Raw genomic sequence first — 16,295 nt, 5'->3', positions numbered from 1 at the left:
AAGCCTGCACTAGGCAGGCTTTTATCAATAATTACAATTTAACGTTAAATTTATCGATTAGAAAAAGTTAACTTTAAATTCAGCGCCAATAAAGCGAGGTTCATTCACGATACCTGCGTTATTACTGAAATCTACACCACCAATAAATACTTGCTTATCAGTTATGTTACGAGCGAATGCGGCAATCTCGTATTCAGTATCACCTGAATACCACTTATAACCAGTACGTAAACCACCTTCAAGAAGTGCTTCACCTGTAAATTCAACAGAATCATACAAAAAGAAGTCAATTTCACTACGGTATGACCAATCTGTATAAGCGTAAAATTCACCATCACCTAACTCGCGAGTATAACGCAGGATAAAGTTAGCAATCCATTCTGGTGCATGCGGTAAACTATTACCGTCTAAGCTGTAGCCTTGATCTGTTTTTGGATCCGTAATTGTACAAGCGAAACAACCTGCTAAAAATAGATTATCGTCTTGTAACTCAGTATTGTTATAACTGAAGTTAAAGGTAGCATCAAAATTATCAGATAATACCCACTGTGTATCTACTTCAAAACCATAACCAACTGTTTTGTCTGCATTAATTAAACGTGCAGTATTACCTGAATCACCGCCTACAGCAGTTAATTGCTGATCACTCATTTGGTAGTAGAAAACAGTTGCGTTAACACGACCACTACCATCTAAAACATCAGATTTGATACCCGCTTCAATAGAGTTAATAGTCTCAGAATCAGCAATAGTTACATCATCGCTGAACAAAATACGGCCTTGAACACTTGGAGCTCGGAAACCATTAGCCGCACGCACAAATAAGTTAATATCATCAGAATATTTATAAGCGGCAGCTAAATCCCAAGATACGTGGCTATCTTTTGGTGCAACGGATTTAGTTAAGTTAGCGATACTTGATTCAGGAGAAGTATAACGCGATGCTGTAAAATCTCGTTCATCATCTGAATAACGCAAACCAGCTGTAATTTCTAGTTTTTCTGTTAATTGATACTCACTAGATGCAAATACAGCCCAAGCTGTTGTGTCTTGATCTTGTCGAACATACCCAGTCAAAAAGTCTGCACCCAAACCATCATAGCCATATGTTTCAATAACTTGCTCTTCATTATAATAAAAAGCACCTACTTGATAATTGAAGTCGCCAGCAAAATCACTTGAAATACGCAACTCTTGCGAATATTGATTATGCTCTGGTAGCGCATCAGCAGTTTCAGAAGCTAAGAAAATAAAGCCAGGACCCATTTCTGCTGTCGGACAGCCTGGAACAAAGTTGTTTCCACAACCATAACCACCGTCAACATCTGCGCGAGAGAAAATTTCTGCACTTTCCCAACCACTAATTGACGTTAATGTGTAATCATTAAAACTATATTCAAGCTTTAAATTAGCACCCTGGCTGTTAACGTTTTGAGTTGCAAACTGAACTGTATCTTGGTAAATAACTTCAGGGTCAAAACCGGCAATAGGCTTGTTTGTACCGGCTTCAATAGCATTAGCGTGGAATACAATAGGTTTACCATTCAAATCACGAGTATGGTAATTTAGCAGCGCACTTAAATTATCTTTCTCATATAGAAATTGAACACGCGCAGCCGTTTCTTGGTAACCACCCGTTGCATCGTCAATTTCATTACCTTCTAAGCGGTTATCAATATAATCATCACGCTCTTGACGTAATAAAGACACTCGAGCAGATAAGTGATCAGTTAACCCGCCACTAACAGCGCCTTCAAAATCAATAGAATTGAATGAACCATATGATACTGCAGCATAACCTTCAAAATCTTGTGTTGGACGTGCAGAATCAATTTTAACTAAACCAGCCGGTGTGTTTCGGCCAAACAAGGTACCTTGAGGACCACGAAGCACTTCAACTCGACCAGTATCAAAAACTGGAAAACCTTTTAATATAGGGCTTTCTTGAACAATATCATCAACCACAAGTGACACAGGCTGTGATGAGTTCAAATCGAAATCAGAGTTACCAAGACCACGTACATAAAAGCGTGGGAATGAACGACCAAATGAAGACTCAACAGTTAAACTTGGAATTTTCGCATTTAAAAAACGAATATCCATGCCAGCTGAACTTGCAGCTTCTAAACCATCACCTTGTAGTGCAGAAGCGGCGACAGGAACCTCTTGGGCATTTTCTACTCGTTTACGAGCAGTAATTTGAATAACTTCTAGTTGGTTCTTCTTAGCAGTAGTTTCTTGCTCAGCAGCTACGGCTGAAATTGACGTACCTGCTACGGCAGAGAACAACGTTGCATTGATAAGGGTTGCTAACGTAGATCTTTTCATTGCTTTCATGTCGGGGTTAACCTTTTTAGTGCACTCTTGTTCAACGGTTGATGTGTTGCGCAATTAAATAATTACGGATTCAGTCAATTTTTCGCGACTTGCTCTATGCGGCGCGGACCTTATTACCGAGAGTACAAAAACGGCATAAATAAGGCTGATTGAATGCGCCAGATTATACCATGCTGTAATTAATTTACCGCATATTGAGCCCTAAAAAAGTAAACTTATTTTTAACACTTAACGGCACTATCAACTCTTTTACTGCCTTTTTAACAACAAAAAGCACAAAAGGCGGACATATGTCCTTACAATGAATCATTAAAAAATATAGCAAATAATGTGACGATTTTTTTAAATACTACTTTTTAACTAAAGAACGCGTCAATGCGATTTCGCCATCTATATGAATATCTCGCTGCGGAAATGCAATAACCACATCGTGCTGTTCAAACACCTCATAAATACTAAAGCGAATATCACTGCGCACTTGCCTTAAGCGAGTTTCTGATTCAGCGCAGACCCAAAAAATAGCATTAAAAACTAATGAACTATCTGCAAAGTCATCAAATAATACGGTTGATTGAGGTGTTGCTAATATTGCCTCATGCTCATCTAACACTTGCTGAATTAACGTTTTAACAAGCAATACATCAGAGCCATAAGCCACGCCAACACTCACTGATGAGCGCGCATTGCCATCAATTAGCGTCCAGTTGGTTACTGTGTTTTCTAATAACTGGCTATTGGGTATCAACATATGAACACCGTCGTTTCTACGAATACGGGTAGAGCGAGTATTAATAGTTTCAACCACTCCCTTGGCAGTGCCAACTTCTAAAAAGTCACCAATACGAATTGGCCGTTCCCACATTAGTATCCAACCACTAATAAAGTTATTAATAATGTTTTGCGCACCAAAGCCTACACCAATAGCAATTGCGCCCGATACAAACGCAAAGGCGGTTAGTGGAATATTAAGCACTTCGAGGGAGGTAAAAAGCAAAATCGCAATACTTAAAATAAAATAAAAACGCGTAAATAAATGCACAGCATCAGGGCTCATTTTTCGAGCTAATAATGACTTTTTAATTAACTTGCCAATCTGCGTCACTACAAACCACATGGTAAACAAAATAAGGGGGACTTGAATGACTTTTGCTACGGTAATGTGAATGTCGTTGTAGCTAAACAATACGAAGGCGAGAATGTGATTTATTTGTTCTAAGTTCATTGATTTTCCATGTATAAAGTCGCACGCAAATAATTGTTTTTTATGTGCTAGTAATACCCCAAGTTTAGCATGCGGTTAGCTTAAATCTATATTTACAAATTTAAAATAACCACCCAATTAAGCACTCTGAACCCCGCTACTTGCATTTATGTTTTGTATTGTGGTCGGTGCTTGCTAAGGCTGTATACACTTTATTGATGATTTTTACTGCTGTTTTTATCTACATATCGAGCTTATATAATCTAATTTGCGTTTAAATCCCGCTTTAAATCGATAAACTTTGTTGTATATAAGTCAAAATTTGGTAAGTTAACTGGGTTTTCGACTCGAAAAGCCTATTTCGGCTACTATTTTTATGGAGTTATTATGCGTAAAACACTGATCGCCACTACGATTGCTAGTGCACTTTTATTATCTGCCTGTTCTTCTGAAAGCACTCAAGAAACAAAACAACAAAGCACAACACAAGTGCAAGATATCAATGCAAGCAATGTATTATTTAAACCAAGCCCATTACAATACATGGCTCCTGAGTTTGATAAGTTTGGTACCACTGAATACGAAGCCGCATTTGATGCAGGTATTGCACAACATAATGCAGAAATTATGGCAATTGCCAATAACCCAGAACCAGCTACTTTTGAAAATACGCTGGTAGAAATGGAACTTGCAGGTGAGCTATTAAACCGCGCATCAGCTGCCTTTTACAACTTATCAGGTCTTATCTCTAACGATGAGTACCAACGCATTGATAAAAAAATGGCGCCTGTGTTCTCTGCACACTCTGATGACATTTACCTAAACGGTGCATTGTTTGCTCGTGTACAAACAGTATACGACAACAAAGATAAATTAAGCGCTGAAGATCAACGCCTTGTTGATTTTTACTACAAACAGTTTGTTAAAGCCGGTGCTAAATTAAACGATGCTGAAAAAGCAAAAATGCGTGAAATTAACGCTGAACTTGCAAAGCTATCAACAGAGTTTTCTCAAAACGTATTAAAATCGTTTAAAGAAGACGTCATTTTAGTAACAGATAAAAGCAAACTGGCTGGTTTATCTGAAGGTGAAATTGCAGGCCTTGCAGCTGCTGCTAAAAAAGCCGGCAAAGACGGCTACATGATCACCCTAGTGAACACCACGCAACAGCCAATCTTAGCAAGCCTTGAAAATCGCGAGCTTCGTGAGCAAATTTTTAAAGCGTCAACCAATCGTGCAGCTAAAACCAACGGCCCTATTATTATTAAAGAAACTAACTTACGTGCACAAAAAGCAGAACTGTTAGGCTTTAAAGATTGGGCTTCGTATGTAATGACTTCACGCATGGCGCAAACTACTGATAACGTGTACGGTATTTTAGATGACCTTGCACCAAAAGCAGTGGAAAAAGCGCAAGCAGAAGCAAAAGCGATTCAAAAAGTAATTAACGATTCGGGCGAAAGCTTTGAACTTAAGCCATGGGATTGGTCTTTCTACGCAGAAAAAGTGCGTGCTGAAAAATACGACCTAGATCCAGCCTTAGTTAAGCCTTACTTTGAAATGCAATCGGTTATTCATAACGGTTTATTCTTTGCAATGGAAAAGCTTTACGGCATTACATTTAAAGAGCGTAAAGACCTACCGGTTTACCATGATGATGTAATGGCATTTGAAGTATTTAATGCCGATGGCAGCGCAATTGGTTTATTTTACATGGACCCGTATGCACGTGAAGGTAAGCGTGGCGGTGCATGGATGAGTGCATATGTAAGTCAGAGCGGCTTAAAGGGCACTAAACCGGTTATTTATAATGCGCAAAATATTCCTAAGCCAGCTGAAGGCGAACCAACGCTAATGACGTTTGACGAAGTGTCGACTATGTTCCATGAGTTTGGTCATGCGGCACACGGTTTATTCTCTGACGTTAAATACCCAAGCCTAGCGGGTACTGCTACAGCGCGTGATTTTGTTGAATTTCCATCACAAGCACATGAAGACTGGATGATTGAGCCAAGTGTATTAGCTAACTACGCTAAGCATTACAAAACAGGTGAGCCAATTCCTCAAGCACTACTTGATAAAGTACTTGAGTCGCAAAAATTCAACCAAGGCTTTGGTACCACTGAATATTTAGCTGCAGCACTACTGGATATGGAATGGCACTCATTTGGTTCTGATAAGAAAGTAGCTGATGTACAACAGTTTGAAAGTGAGGCATTAAAGGCACACGGTATTGATTACTACCCTGTACCACCTCGTTACAAATCAAACTACTTTAGCCATACCTTTGCAGGTGGTTACTCAGCAGGTTACTACGCTTACCTATGGACTGAAGTATTCGCCGCTGATGCCTTTGCTCACATGGAGAACAACGGTGGCTTAACGCGCGAAAATGGCGATAAGTTCCGTAAAGAAATCCTATCAAAAGGTAACAGCCGTGACTTAATGCAAAGCTACATTGAGTTTAGAGGCCAAAAACCAACGACTGACGCATTGCTTAAGCGCCGTGGTTTAGTTGACTAATAAACCATAATGTCGTTAATAAAAGCCCGCTCGCGGGCTTTTATTTTATGTATATCAAACACTTTAGCTGATTTACAACACACTTAAACTCAAACTTACTCACAACCTAGCTTGCCCATGTTAACCTTAATAAAAAATTAAGGTGCCTTTATGAAATACACTCTCCTACTCCCATTCTCATTGTTACTAAGTACATTGAGTTTTGCTAATGAAAAACAACATGTCGACCTACTCATTCATCATGCCAATGTGGTTGATATTAAAAATGCAGTGGTGATCCCCAATCAAACTATTGCTATTACCGATGCTAAAATTATTGCCCGTGGCGATGACGCTATTAAGTTAAATTACCATGCCACTACACAAATAGATGCTCAAGGGGGCTTTGTTATGCCAGGCCTTTGGGATATGCATGTACACTTTGGCGGTGGCGACGCATTAATTGAAGAAAACAAACAATTGCTGCCTTTATATTTAGCCTACGGCGTTACTACAGTGCGTGATGCGGCTGCCGATTTAAGCCCCTCGGTTTTAAGCTGGCGTGAGCAAATAACTAAAGGTGAGCTAATAGGTCCCACTATTTATACCTCAGGACCAAAACTAGAGGGTAAAGACTCTATTTGGCCAGGCGATCTTGAGGTTGAAACAACCCAAGAAATGCATGCAGCTATTGATAAACTAGATGCGATGAATGTCGACTTTGTTAAAATTACTGATAGCGCATTAACTCCAGAACTTTATTTACAAGCAGTAAAAGAAGTTAAAAAGCGTGGTTACAAAATATCAGGTCATATTCCGTTTTCTTTATCCGTTACTGATGTATCTAGCGCAGGTTTAGACGCAATAGAGCATATGACTTATTTACTCAAGGCGGCAGCTAAAAACGAAGATGATATTTCAGCTAAAGTAAAAGCGGGTGAACTGAGCTATCGCAGCGCCTTACCCGTTGTGATGGATAACATAGATAAAGACACCGCAATGAAAAAGTACCGTCTTTTAGCCAAAAATAACACTGCGGTTGTACCAACCTTAATTGGCGGCCAAGTTACCGCTTATATTGACGAAGATAGCCACCAGCAAGATGAGTTTTTAAATTACTTAGGTAAAGGTTTAAAAGACACCTACCAGTGGCGTGTTGATCGCGCAAATAAAGATACCCCCGCACAAATAAAAGCGCGCAAACAACGCTTTGTTCAAACCGCTCAACTACTATCTTGGGCACAAGAGGCGGGTGTGCCTATTATTGCGGGCACCGATGCAGGCTTTTTAAATTCTTATATTTACCCTGGGCTGTCGCTTCATCAGGAGCTGGCTATTTTTAGTGACTATGGCCTTACCCCTCAACAAATACTACACAGTGCGACCCAAGCAGGGCCAACTTTTTTAGATAAAGCACAACAGTTTGGTTCTTTAGAGGTTGGTAAAGTGGCCGATATTATTATTTTAGATAGCAATCCATTAATCAACGTGCGTAATACCCAATCATTACAAGGGGTGATCAGCCACAATCGCTATTACGATAAAGCCGCATTGGAAAACCTTAAAGCACAAGCCAAGCAATTCGTAAGCTCACAACAGTAAATCAACTAATGGGCTTAGCTTGCTGAGCCCTCCCTTTCATACTCGTTGTGGTATACACTCGCATTTTTAGTTTGGAGCAAACAACACTATGGGCTATTTATTTGCCGTTACTTTACTTTGGGCCTTTTCGTTTAGTTTAATTGGTGTGTATTTAGCAGGCCAAGTTGATGCGTGGTTCAGTGTGTTAATCCGTGTGGCTTTAGCTACCTTAGTGTTTTTGCCGTTTTTAAAGAAAACCCCTCTCCCCCTTGCGTGCAAACTGATGCTAATAGGTGCACTGCAGCTAGGGATTATGTACGGCTTTTATTACCACTCATTTTTATTTTTAACCGTACCAGAAGTGCTGTTATTTACTGTAATGACGCCGCTTTACATTACGCTTTTAAACGATGCATTGAATAAACAGTTCAACTGGCAATTTTTTATTGTTGCCTTTATTGCCGTGTTAGGGGCTATCACCATTCGGTATGAAAACCTAACCAACGACTTTCTACTTGGCTTATTATTAGTTCAAGGCGCTAATATTAGTTTTGCAACAGGGCAAGTAAGCTACAAGCGTTTAATGGTTAATCAAAAACTGGATGACAAAACCGTATTTGGCTGGTTTTTTATTGGTGCGCTTGTTATAGCCAGCGCTTGCTATGCGCTGTTTGGCAATACCGAGAAGTTACCTTCCAGCTCAACGCAATGGGGCATTCTTATTTACTTAGGTATTGTAGCCTCAGGTTTGGGCTACTTTATGTGGAATAAAGGCGCAACACTGGTTAATGTTGGTGCATTGGCGGTGATGAATAACTTGCTTATTCCTGCCGGTATTATTGTTAATGTACTTATTTGGAATCGAGATGCGGACATAGCCCGATTAACAATCGGTGCTGTTATTATGTTACTAGCATTAGTGGTCAATCAACTGCTAGCAAAGCGAAAAGTTAATCCCGCTGTCGTTTAATTGTCACTGTTTAAGGTTAAGGTAGGGGCTACTTTTATTTTTAAGGACAAATAATGAAGCGACTTCCCCTATTCACTGCCTGTATATTGTTAGCTGCACTTACTGGCTGCAATGATGATGTTGAAATAGTCGAAAAAGAAGTGGTTGTTACTAACACTGAGGTTGAAATTGTTGAGGTTCCTACCCCGGTTATTGTTGAAGTGGCGCATGGCACTAATATTCAACTAGGTACTCGCCCCGACTACTTAATTGAGGATATGGCCGACGGCGCACTAAAAACAAAATTAGCATCGTGCAAAGACGGTGCTTTTTATCGTACTGACTTTTCAATCGGCCATCGTGGTGCCCCCATGCAATACCCAGAGCACACAAAAGAGTCTTACATAGCGGCTGCTCGTATGGGCGCCGGTATCGTCGAATGCGATGTCACCTTTACTAATGACAAAGAGCTGGTATGTCGCCATTCACAATGCGATTTACATACCACCACTAATATTTTAGCTATTCCAGAACTTGCCGCTAAATGCAGTGTGCCCTTTACACCAGCAGACTCGAACAGTGGCACGCCTGCTTCTGCTAAATGTTGTACCAGTGACATTAGCCTGGCGGAATTTTTAACCCTTGAAGGTAAAATGGATGGTGCTAATCCTCAAGCAAGCAGCGTTGCTGAATATTTACAAGGCACCCCAAACTGGCGCACTGACTTATATGCAAGTAGCGGCACGTTAATGACCCACAAACAAAGTATTGCGCTATTTAAACAGCTAGGGGTAAAAATGACGCCAGAGCTTAAATCGCCTCAAGTGAGCATGCCTTTTGATGGTATGACACAACAGCAATACGCGCAAAAAATGCTAGATGAATACACGCAAATGGACGTACCCGCTGAGCATGTTTTTCCGCAATCGTTTAATTTAGATGACGTAAAATATTGGATTAACACCAACCCCGCGTTTGCAACGCAAAGCGTCTATTTAGATGGCCGAGATAGCGATGCAGGGTTTGATCCTAATAACGCCGATACATGGCAGCCTAGTATGGCTGCGCTTTTTAATGACGGCGTTAAAATTATTGCTCCACCCATTTGGATGCTATTAACCATAGATAATGAAAGTAATATTGTGCCATCGCAGTACGCTATTGATGCTAAAGCTGCTGGGCTTAATATTATTGCATGGAGTCTTGAACGATCTGGGCCGCTAAATAACGGTGGCGGTTACTATTACCAATCAATTAGTGATGTTATAGATAACGATGGTGACATGATGACTGTGGTTGATGTGCTTGCAAAAGAGGTTGGTGTAATCGGTATATTTTCTGACTGGCCAGCTACAGTTAGCTATTACGCCAGCTGCAATAAAATGCCTGCCGCTATTTAAGCACAGTTTAGGTTAGTTAATTTGTAGCAAAATTCGTTTATTTTACCGCGCTCAGCTATTATATTCATTTTACTGAGCGCTTTTATGATCATTCAACACCATAACGCTGACTTACCAACGCCTACAGGGTTAATGCGAACTACCATTTACCGCCCACAAACATCGGGGCAATACCCTGCCATTATTTTTTATTCTGAAATTTTTCAGCAAACGGCACCCATTGCCCGTAGTGCAGCTATTTTAGCCAGTCATGGATTTATCGTACTTGTGCCAGAAGTATTTCATGAGCTTAACCCAATTGGGACAGTGCTTGCTTATGATGACGAAGGCAAAGATAAGGGTAATAGCGATAAATGGGCTAAACCTTTAGAGCATCATGATAGCGATACGCAAAGCCTTATCGACTTTGTAAAACGCCAGAGTTATTGTTCAGGAAATGTTGGGGCTATGGGAGTGTGTATTGGTGGGCATTTAGCTTACAGAGCCGCATTAAACCCACTTATAAAAGCTGCATTTTGTTTATACGCCACCGATATACACAGTAATACACTGCCCGCACAACCCGGAAATAACTCGTTTGAACGTATGGCCGATATACTCGGTGAAATTCATTTTATTTGGGGTAAACAAGATCCCCATGTTCCACAAGATGGCCGAGACAAAATATACCAGCAAGCTGTTCGTACTGGTATAAATTACCAATGGCAAGAAGTTAACGCGCAACATGCCTTTATGCGTGATGAAGGTGAGCGATACGATGCAGCTCTCGCCATAGCAATGTATCAACAGGCTGTTGCCTTATTTAACCGAGCGCTAGCCCTTACGCATACCTAATGCCGTATGCTGTTTTACAAAGTACGCTTTTAAATAATCAATAAACAAACGTAACTTTTTAGATCCCGTCGCCCCCGGCGGGAAAACCCCATACAACTCAATGTCTTTGCTTTTGTAGTCGTCCATTATAATTTGCAGCAAACCCGCTTGTACTTTTGGCCATGCATCGTATAGCGGTATACGCCCTATGCCATGTCCTGCCTCCACAAATGCAGTCCGTGCAGCGGCATTATTAGTACTGAGCGATCCTTGCATGGTAATGTCGACTTTTTTACCGTCTTTTTGCAAGGTCAAGGTTTTGCTCCCCAACTGATAAACCACCCATTGGTGCTGTGCTAATTCATCGGGCGTAGTAGGCTTGCCATAATGCGAAAAATAATCAGGCGCGCCACAAATACAGGTACTCATTGTGGTTAACTTAGTTGCCTGTAGGTTTGAATCGCGCAGCGCAACCCCTCTAATTGCAAAATCAAACCCGTGTTTAATAATATCCACCACGTCATCGGTTAACTGTAAATCTATATCAATTTTGGGGTATTGGCGCTTAAAGGTATTAATTGCAGGCACTATTAATTGCATCCCCACATTAACCGGGCAACTAATTTTTAATAATCCTTGGGGCTCACTTTTTATATTTTCTATTTGTTGATTGGCAGCATTAGCCTGCTCGGTAATAACGCGGCAACGCTCATAGTAAGCCATACCGGCTTCAGTAAGCGCCATGGTACGTGTTGAGCGGTTAAGCAAGGTTACTTCAAGTTGCGTTTCTAGCTTTTTTAAATGATAACTGGCTACTGCCCGCGTTAAACCTAGTTGCTTTGCTGCTGCAGTTAAACTGCCCTGCTCAACTATTTGTGCAAACACCACCATACTTTTTAATTGTTCAAACGAAACTTTCATCACTGCATCCTACTTGTAGCCTTAAACCATTGTATCAATTATTAAATCAATAAAGTTAAATTTATCATCGTTGTTTAAAGTTACGTTAGTACATATAGTAACTGCTAAGCAAAGATTACAATTTTAAATCATCAGAAGGAAAAAATAATGGCTAAGAAAATATTAATGGTACTTACTTCACACGCTGATTTAGGCAACACCGGTGAAAAAACAGGTTTTTGGGTAGAAGAATTCGCCGCCCCTTATTATGCATTTGTTGATGCAGGCGCAGAAATAACCCTAGCTTCACCAAACGGTGGCCAACCACCAATCGATCCAACTAGTACACTAGCCGACTTCCAAACTGATGCTACCAAGCGGTACGACAACGACAGTTCAGCACAAGCATTAATGGCAAATACAAAAGTATTAAGTGAAGTGAATGCTTCTGATTTTGATGCGGTATTTTACCCAGGCGGCCACGGCCCATTATGGGATTTAGTGGATAACACAGATTCAATCTCGCTTATCGAAGATTTTGTAAAATTACAAAAGCCAGTGGCAGCAGTGTGTCATGCGAGCGCCGCATTTTTAAATACAAAAGATGCTGATGGCAATGCATTGGTTGCGGGTAAAAAAGTTACCGGCTTTAGTAACACTGAAGAAGCCGCTGTACAATTAACAGATGTAGTGCCATTTTTAGTCGAAGACGAGCTGATCAAAAAAGGTGGTGACTATCAAAAAACCGACGACTGGGGCGTTCTTGCGCTTGAAGACGGTTTAGTGATCACCGGTCAAAACCCTGCAAGCTCTGAGCTAGCAGCTAAAAAATTACTTACCAAGCTTGGTTAATTACAATTAATCAGTATAAAAAGCACAGTTTAATCGCTGTGCTTTTTAATTTGCTTTTCATTACTCACCACTATTCCTATACTGGCCACTCTTAATATAAATAAGGGCACCGTATGCAAAATAAACCATCCACCTTGTCGTTACTTAGCAGCACCCGTTTTGCCATTATAAGCATTGTGACTATTTGTTTTGTGTTGCAACTAATTAATAGCCTGCCAGGCATTAGTTTAAATGGTTTAGGTATTTACCCACGCAGCATTCAAGGGCTGATTGGGATTCTTTGCGCTCCCTTTTTACACGGTAGCTGGTGGCATTTTGCTAGTAATATGCTGCCCTTTATTATTTTAAGCTGGTTAATTTGCCAATACAGCGTAAAGCGTTTTTATAGCGTATTTTTATTCACCGCATTAGTCGGTGGATTACTGGTATGGATGTTTGCCCGTGGCAATATTCATGTCGGCTTAAGTGGCGTTATTTATGGATTATGGGGCTTTATTTTATGCTATGGCATTGTAAGACGTTCTTTTAAATCTATTTTTATAGCCGTGGTGGTGGCCTTTTTATACAGCGGCTTTATTTGGGGCGTGTTACCACAGCGGTTGCATATCTCGTTTGAAAGCCATCTGTTTGGCGCATTAAGTGGATTCTTTTTAGGGTATAAATTAGCAAAAGCAGATAAATTAAAAGCAACAACGGGCAAAGCAAATACGCACGTTTAAACGATTAGAGGCTATTTATGAGTGATAACAACGACTACACCCCAGCAAAAGTATGGACATGGGACAATGAAAGTGGCGGTAAATTTGCAAACATTAACCGCCCAATTGCAGGGGCAACCCACGATAAAACATTGCCCATTGGTAAACATCCATTTCAGCTTTACTCATTAGCGACCCCCAACGGGCAAAAAGTCAGTATTATGTTTGAAGAGCTGTTAGAGCTTGGTATTACTGAGGCTGAGTACGACGCTTATTTAATTAACATTGGTGAAGGCGATCAGTTTGGCTCTGATTTTGTTGATATAAACCCAAACTCAAAAATACCTGCGTTGATGGATCATTCTACAACGCCACCGACTCCTGTGTTTGAATCTGGCGCTATTTTACAATACCTTGGCGAGAAGTTTGATGCGCTTATTCCTAATGACTTTCAAGCTAAAACACAATGTCGTAACTGGCTGTTTTGGCAAATGGGATCGGCGCCTTATTTAGGCGGTGGTTTTGGTCATTTTTACAGTTATGCACCAACCAAAATGCAATACCCGATTGACCGTTTCACCATGGAAACTAAACGTCAGTTAGATGTGCTTAACCGCCATTTAAGTGACAACGAATACATGGCAGGCAGTGAATATTCCATTGCCGACATTGCCATATGGCCATGGTATGGCTCATTGGTATTAGGCGACTTATACGACGCCGCCGAGTTTTTAGATGTCGGATCTTATACACATGTAGTCCGTTGGGCTAAGCAAATAGCAGCGCGTCCAGGCGTAAAACGAGGCCGCCGCGTTAATCGTACTTGGGGAGCAGAAGAGGAACAACTCGCAGAGCGCCACAGTGCTCGTGATTTTGAATAAGGCTCCAGTTTAGTAAAAATAAAAAAATCAGCGCTTAGCTGATTTTTTTGTGTTTATTAGGGGCTCCTTCATTCTTAGCAGGTAACATGACTTTTTAACCCTAAAAGTAGAAAAGTTAAGCATACCATCTTAATATATCTAAATATTTACACTGATAGCGTAGTTATTAATTGTGAAAAAACTGACAAAAGAACAAATCTATAAACGTTTAAACAATGAGGAAGACGCACGAGCTTGCAAAGCCATTGACGACAATGCCTGTCAGGAAGTACCCGGTAATTTTATTATTTTACTCCTTAGTCAGCTTTTTAGTAAATTTGCCGATGCACTGCTTAATCCAAAAATCACCCTGCCCTGGTTAATGCAAAGCTTAAATGTACCCGCGAGTTTTATTGCTTGGTTAGTGCCAATCAGAGAATCGGGCTCGTTACTGCCCCAACTTGCTATTGCAAACGTTATTCGCAAACTCCCCGTTCGTAAATGGGTATGGGTAATAGGTGCAGTGATGCAAGCAGGATGCATTTTAGCCATGGTTGCGGTGGCGTTCACCCTAAAGGGCGCACAAGCAGGTTATGCCATTATTGGCTTATTAATTTTATTTAGCCTTGCCAGAGGGTTTAACTCTGTCGCTGCAAAAGATGTGCTGGGCAAAGTTATTCCTAAACAGCAACGCGGTAATATTAGCGGGCTTGCTGCAAGTATTGCCGGTTTTGCTACACTAACGTTTGGCCTCATGATGTGGTTTTTTTCGCAGCAAAAAGATCAAGACATTGTGATCATCGCTTTACTACTGGGTGCATTAATGTGGCTGATTGCCGCATTTTTTTATGCACAAATTAACGAATATAGTGGCGCTACCGAAGGTGCGAATAATGGCCTATTGCACGCGTTTTCAAAGTTAAAAATTTTATACCAAGACAAACAGTTTGCGCATTTTGTTATTACACGTGCCTTATTGCTTTGTTCAGCACTAAGTGCTCCATTTTATATTATTTTAGCCAGTAAACAGTCGTTTGAATTTTCTTTACTTGCCACCTTTATTGCCGTTTCCGGCTTTGCAAGCCTAGTCTCAGCGCCGATTTGGGGACGCTTAAGCGACTTATCTAGCCAGCGAGTGCTAGTACTCAGTGCCGCTTTAGTTACCATTAATGGGCTGGCTGTATTTGTTATTGCAACTTGGTATGGCGAGCTGCTACTGAGCTGGTGGGCTATGCCTATTTTGTACTTTTTACTCTCAGTTGCGCACCAGGGAGTGCGCTTAGGACGCAAAACGTACCTCGTCGATATGGCGGAGGGTAACAAACGCACCGATTATGTGTCGGTCAGTAATACCGTTATTGGGGTTTTATTACTGATGTTAGGCAGTATAGGCTTATTAGAATCGTTTTTATCAACCGCAGAGCTTATTTTGCTTTACAGCGGATTAGGTTTTTTGGGAGCAATGAGTGCACTGTTTTTACCAAAAACAGAGTAAATAGCGCGCTGTTTAACCTAATGTAATTAAAACGCTCACCTTTAAAGTTGTGGGCGTTTTAATACAAACTTATCGTTAGTGGTGCTAAAGTAATCGCCGCCCATTTTACCTACTGCATCTAAACGTGTCGGATCTATGTAGCCATTTACCAACGTGGCGTCATCTATAAAAATTCCCACTACATCTAAGAGCATCATTTTGCCACCGCTTGGTTCATCTGAAATAGTGATCACTTCTCGAAGCTTACATTCATAGCGTACTTTTGAAGCTGCAACACTCGGCGGATTAACTAACTGGCTTGGGACTCTCTCTATGCTGGCCTCATCAAACTCACTGACATTATTAGGGTAATTAGCGCAGCTTTGGTTCATTTGCTCTACTAAGGCATGACTAACAATATTAACCACACATTCTTTGGTGGCTAGTAAATTTGTCAGTGTATCTTTATTGGCTTTATCGCTGGGGTTAACTTGAGTAACACTTAACACTGCAGGCTGACAACTTGCTACGGTAAAAAAAGAGTAAGGTGCAATATTAGTTACCCCCTCACTACTTAGGGTGCTTATCCATGCAATCGGTCGTGGGCTAATGCCGCCAACTAAGTAGCTATACACAGAGCGGCTGCTGTTTTGCATTAAATCTAAAAACATTGTTTCTCACTTTTAACTTAAAAACTAAACCCTAACACCTAGGCAATACGTACTTAT

General features: G+C 40.7%; 13 protein-coding genes. 9 read left to right on the top strand and 4 right to left on the bottom strand.

The features are described 5' to 3' along the window. Positions 1–57 precede the first annotated feature (57 nt). Entirely contained in the window at positions 58–2,337 is a 2,280-nt protein-coding gene (locus tag B1F84_RS04605; protein WP_131690714.1) for a TonB-dependent receptor, read from the bottom strand. A gap of 349 nt (positions 2,338–2,686) precedes the next feature. Continuing rightward, positions 2,687–3,559 carry a mechanosensitive ion channel domain-containing protein gene (locus B1F84_RS04600; protein WP_008108776.1) on the bottom strand — a complete coding sequence of 291 codons (873 nt, stop codon included), beginning with the start codon at positions 3,557–3,559 and terminating at the stop codon, positions 2,687–2,689. A 366-nt stretch (positions 3,560–3,925) separates the two neighbouring features. On the opposite strand from B1F84_RS04600, the gene B1F84_RS04595 reads away from it, so the two are divergent. The 5 genes from B1F84_RS04595 (at position 3,926) to B1F84_RS04575 (ending at position 10,804) form a co-directional block, all read left to right on the top strand. Continuing rightward, positions 3,926–6,061, top strand: coding sequence for a M3 family metallopeptidase (locus tag B1F84_RS04595; RefSeq protein WP_008108778.1), 2,136 nt, complete (start codon positions 3,926–3,928; stop codon positions 6,059–6,061). A 150-nt stretch (positions 6,062–6,211) separates the two neighbouring features. After that, positions 6,212–7,642: an amidohydrolase family protein gene (locus B1F84_RS04590; RefSeq protein ID WP_131690713.1), complete on the top strand. Its 1,431-nt coding sequence runs from the start codon at positions 6,212–6,214 to the stop codon at positions 7,640–7,642. Positions 7,643–7,730: 88 nt separating this feature from the next. After that, on the top strand, positions 7,731–8,591 hold the full coding sequence (locus B1F84_RS04585; RefSeq protein ID WP_131690712.1) for a carboxylate/amino acid/amine transporter: 861 nt from the start codon (positions 7,731–7,733) through the stop codon (positions 8,589–8,591). A 53-nt stretch (positions 8,592–8,644) separates the two neighbouring features. Further along, positions 8,645–9,970: a glycerophosphodiester phosphodiesterase family protein gene (locus B1F84_RS04580; RefSeq protein WP_131690711.1), complete on the top strand. Its 1,326-nt coding sequence runs from the start codon at positions 8,645–8,647 to the stop codon at positions 9,968–9,970. A gap of 84 nt (positions 9,971–10,054) precedes the next feature. Then, positions 10,055–10,804, top strand: a complete 750-nt coding sequence (locus tag B1F84_RS04575; RefSeq protein ID WP_008108782.1) for a dienelactone hydrolase family protein — start codon at positions 10,055–10,057, stop codon at positions 10,802–10,804. Here B1F84_RS04575 and B1F84_RS04570 read toward each other — a convergent pair. Then, a complete protein-coding gene (locus B1F84_RS04570; RefSeq protein ID WP_131690710.1) occupies positions 10,784–11,704 on the bottom strand; it encodes a LysR family transcriptional regulator in 921 nt (306 codons plus the stop codon). The genes B1F84_RS04575 and B1F84_RS04570 overlap by 21 nt on opposite strands. Before the next feature lie 147 nt (positions 11,705–11,851). On the opposite strand from B1F84_RS04570, the gene B1F84_RS04565 reads away from it, so the two are divergent. From B1F84_RS04565 to B1F84_RS04550, 4 genes are all read left to right on the top strand, one after another. Then, positions 11,852–12,535, top strand: a complete 684-nt coding sequence (locus B1F84_RS04565) for a type 1 glutamine amidotransferase domain-containing protein (RefSeq protein WP_131690709.1) — start codon at positions 11,852–11,854, stop codon at positions 12,533–12,535. 113 nt (positions 12,536–12,648) lie between these two features. Then, entirely contained in the window at positions 12,649–13,254 is a 606-nt protein-coding gene (locus B1F84_RS04560; RefSeq protein WP_131690708.1) for a rhomboid family intramembrane serine protease, read from the top strand. A gap of 17 nt (positions 13,255–13,271) precedes the next feature. Continuing rightward, positions 13,272–14,114, top strand: a complete 843-nt coding sequence (yghU, locus tag B1F84_RS04555; protein ID WP_131690707.1) for a glutathione-dependent disulfide-bond oxidoreductase — start codon at positions 13,272–13,274, stop codon at positions 14,112–14,114. Between the two features lie 172 nt (positions 14,115–14,286). Beyond that, positions 14,287–15,588 carry an MFS transporter gene (locus B1F84_RS04550; protein WP_131690706.1) on the top strand — a complete coding sequence of 434 codons (1,302 nt, stop codon included), beginning with the start codon at positions 14,287–14,289 and terminating at the stop codon, positions 15,586–15,588. Positions 15,589–15,629: 41 nt separating this feature from the next. On the opposite strand, the gene B1F84_RS04545 is transcribed toward B1F84_RS04550, so the two are convergent. Further along, complete coding sequence (locus tag B1F84_RS04545; protein WP_131690705.1) at positions 15,630–16,238, bottom strand: flavin reductase family protein; 609 nt, start codon at positions 16,236–16,238, stop codon at positions 15,630–15,632. Positions 16,239–16,295: the final 57 nt, after the last annotated feature.

Source organism: Pseudoalteromonas sp. DL-6, assembly GCF_004328665.1.
Taxonomy (GTDB): Bacteria; Pseudomonadota; Gammaproteobacteria; order Enterobacterales; family Alteromonadaceae; genus Pseudoalteromonas.
Note: the sequence above shows the minus strand (reverse complement) of the source record. Positions and strands in the feature narration are given on the sequence as shown.

Excerpts from the sequence above, each read along its gene's own strand:
- B1F84_RS04605 (WP_131690714.1), bottom strand. The coding sequence starts at position 2,337 with ATGAAAGCAATGAAAAGATCTACGTTAGCAACCCTTATCAATGCAACG.
- B1F84_RS04600 (WP_008108776.1), bottom strand. The coding sequence starts at position 3,559 with ATGAACTTAGAACAAATAAATCACATTCTCGCCTTCGTATTGTTTAGC.
- B1F84_RS04595 (WP_008108778.1), top strand. The coding sequence starts at position 3,926 with ATGCGTAAAACACTGATCGCCACTACGATTGCTAGTGCACTTTTATTA.
- B1F84_RS04590 (WP_131690713.1), top strand. The coding sequence starts at position 6,212 with ATGAAATACACTCTCCTACTCCCATTCTCATTGTTACTAAGTACATTG.
- B1F84_RS04585 (WP_131690712.1), top strand. The coding sequence starts at position 7,731 with ATGGGCTATTTATTTGCCGTTACTTTACTTTGGGCCTTTTCGTTTAGT.
- B1F84_RS04580 (WP_131690711.1), top strand. The coding sequence starts at position 8,645 with ATGAAGCGACTTCCCCTATTCACTGCCTGTATATTGTTAGCTGCACTT.
- B1F84_RS04575 (WP_008108782.1), top strand. The coding sequence starts at position 10,055 with ATGATCATTCAACACCATAACGCTGACTTACCAACGCCTACAGGGTTA.
- B1F84_RS04570 (WP_131690710.1), bottom strand. The coding sequence starts at position 11,704 with ATGAAAGTTTCGTTTGAACAATTAAAAAGTATGGTGGTGTTTGCACAA.
- B1F84_RS04565 (WP_131690709.1), top strand. The coding sequence starts at position 11,852 with ATGGCTAAGAAAATATTAATGGTACTTACTTCACACGCTGATTTAGGC.
- B1F84_RS04560 (WP_131690708.1), top strand. The coding sequence starts at position 12,649 with ATGCAAAATAAACCATCCACCTTGTCGTTACTTAGCAGCACCCGTTTT.
- yghU (WP_131690707.1), top strand. The coding sequence starts at position 13,272 with ATGAGTGATAACAACGACTACACCCCAGCAAAAGTATGGACATGGGAC.
- B1F84_RS04545 (WP_131690705.1), bottom strand. The coding sequence starts at position 16,238 with ATGTTTTTAGATTTAATGCAAAACAGCAGCCGCTCTGTGTATAGCTAC.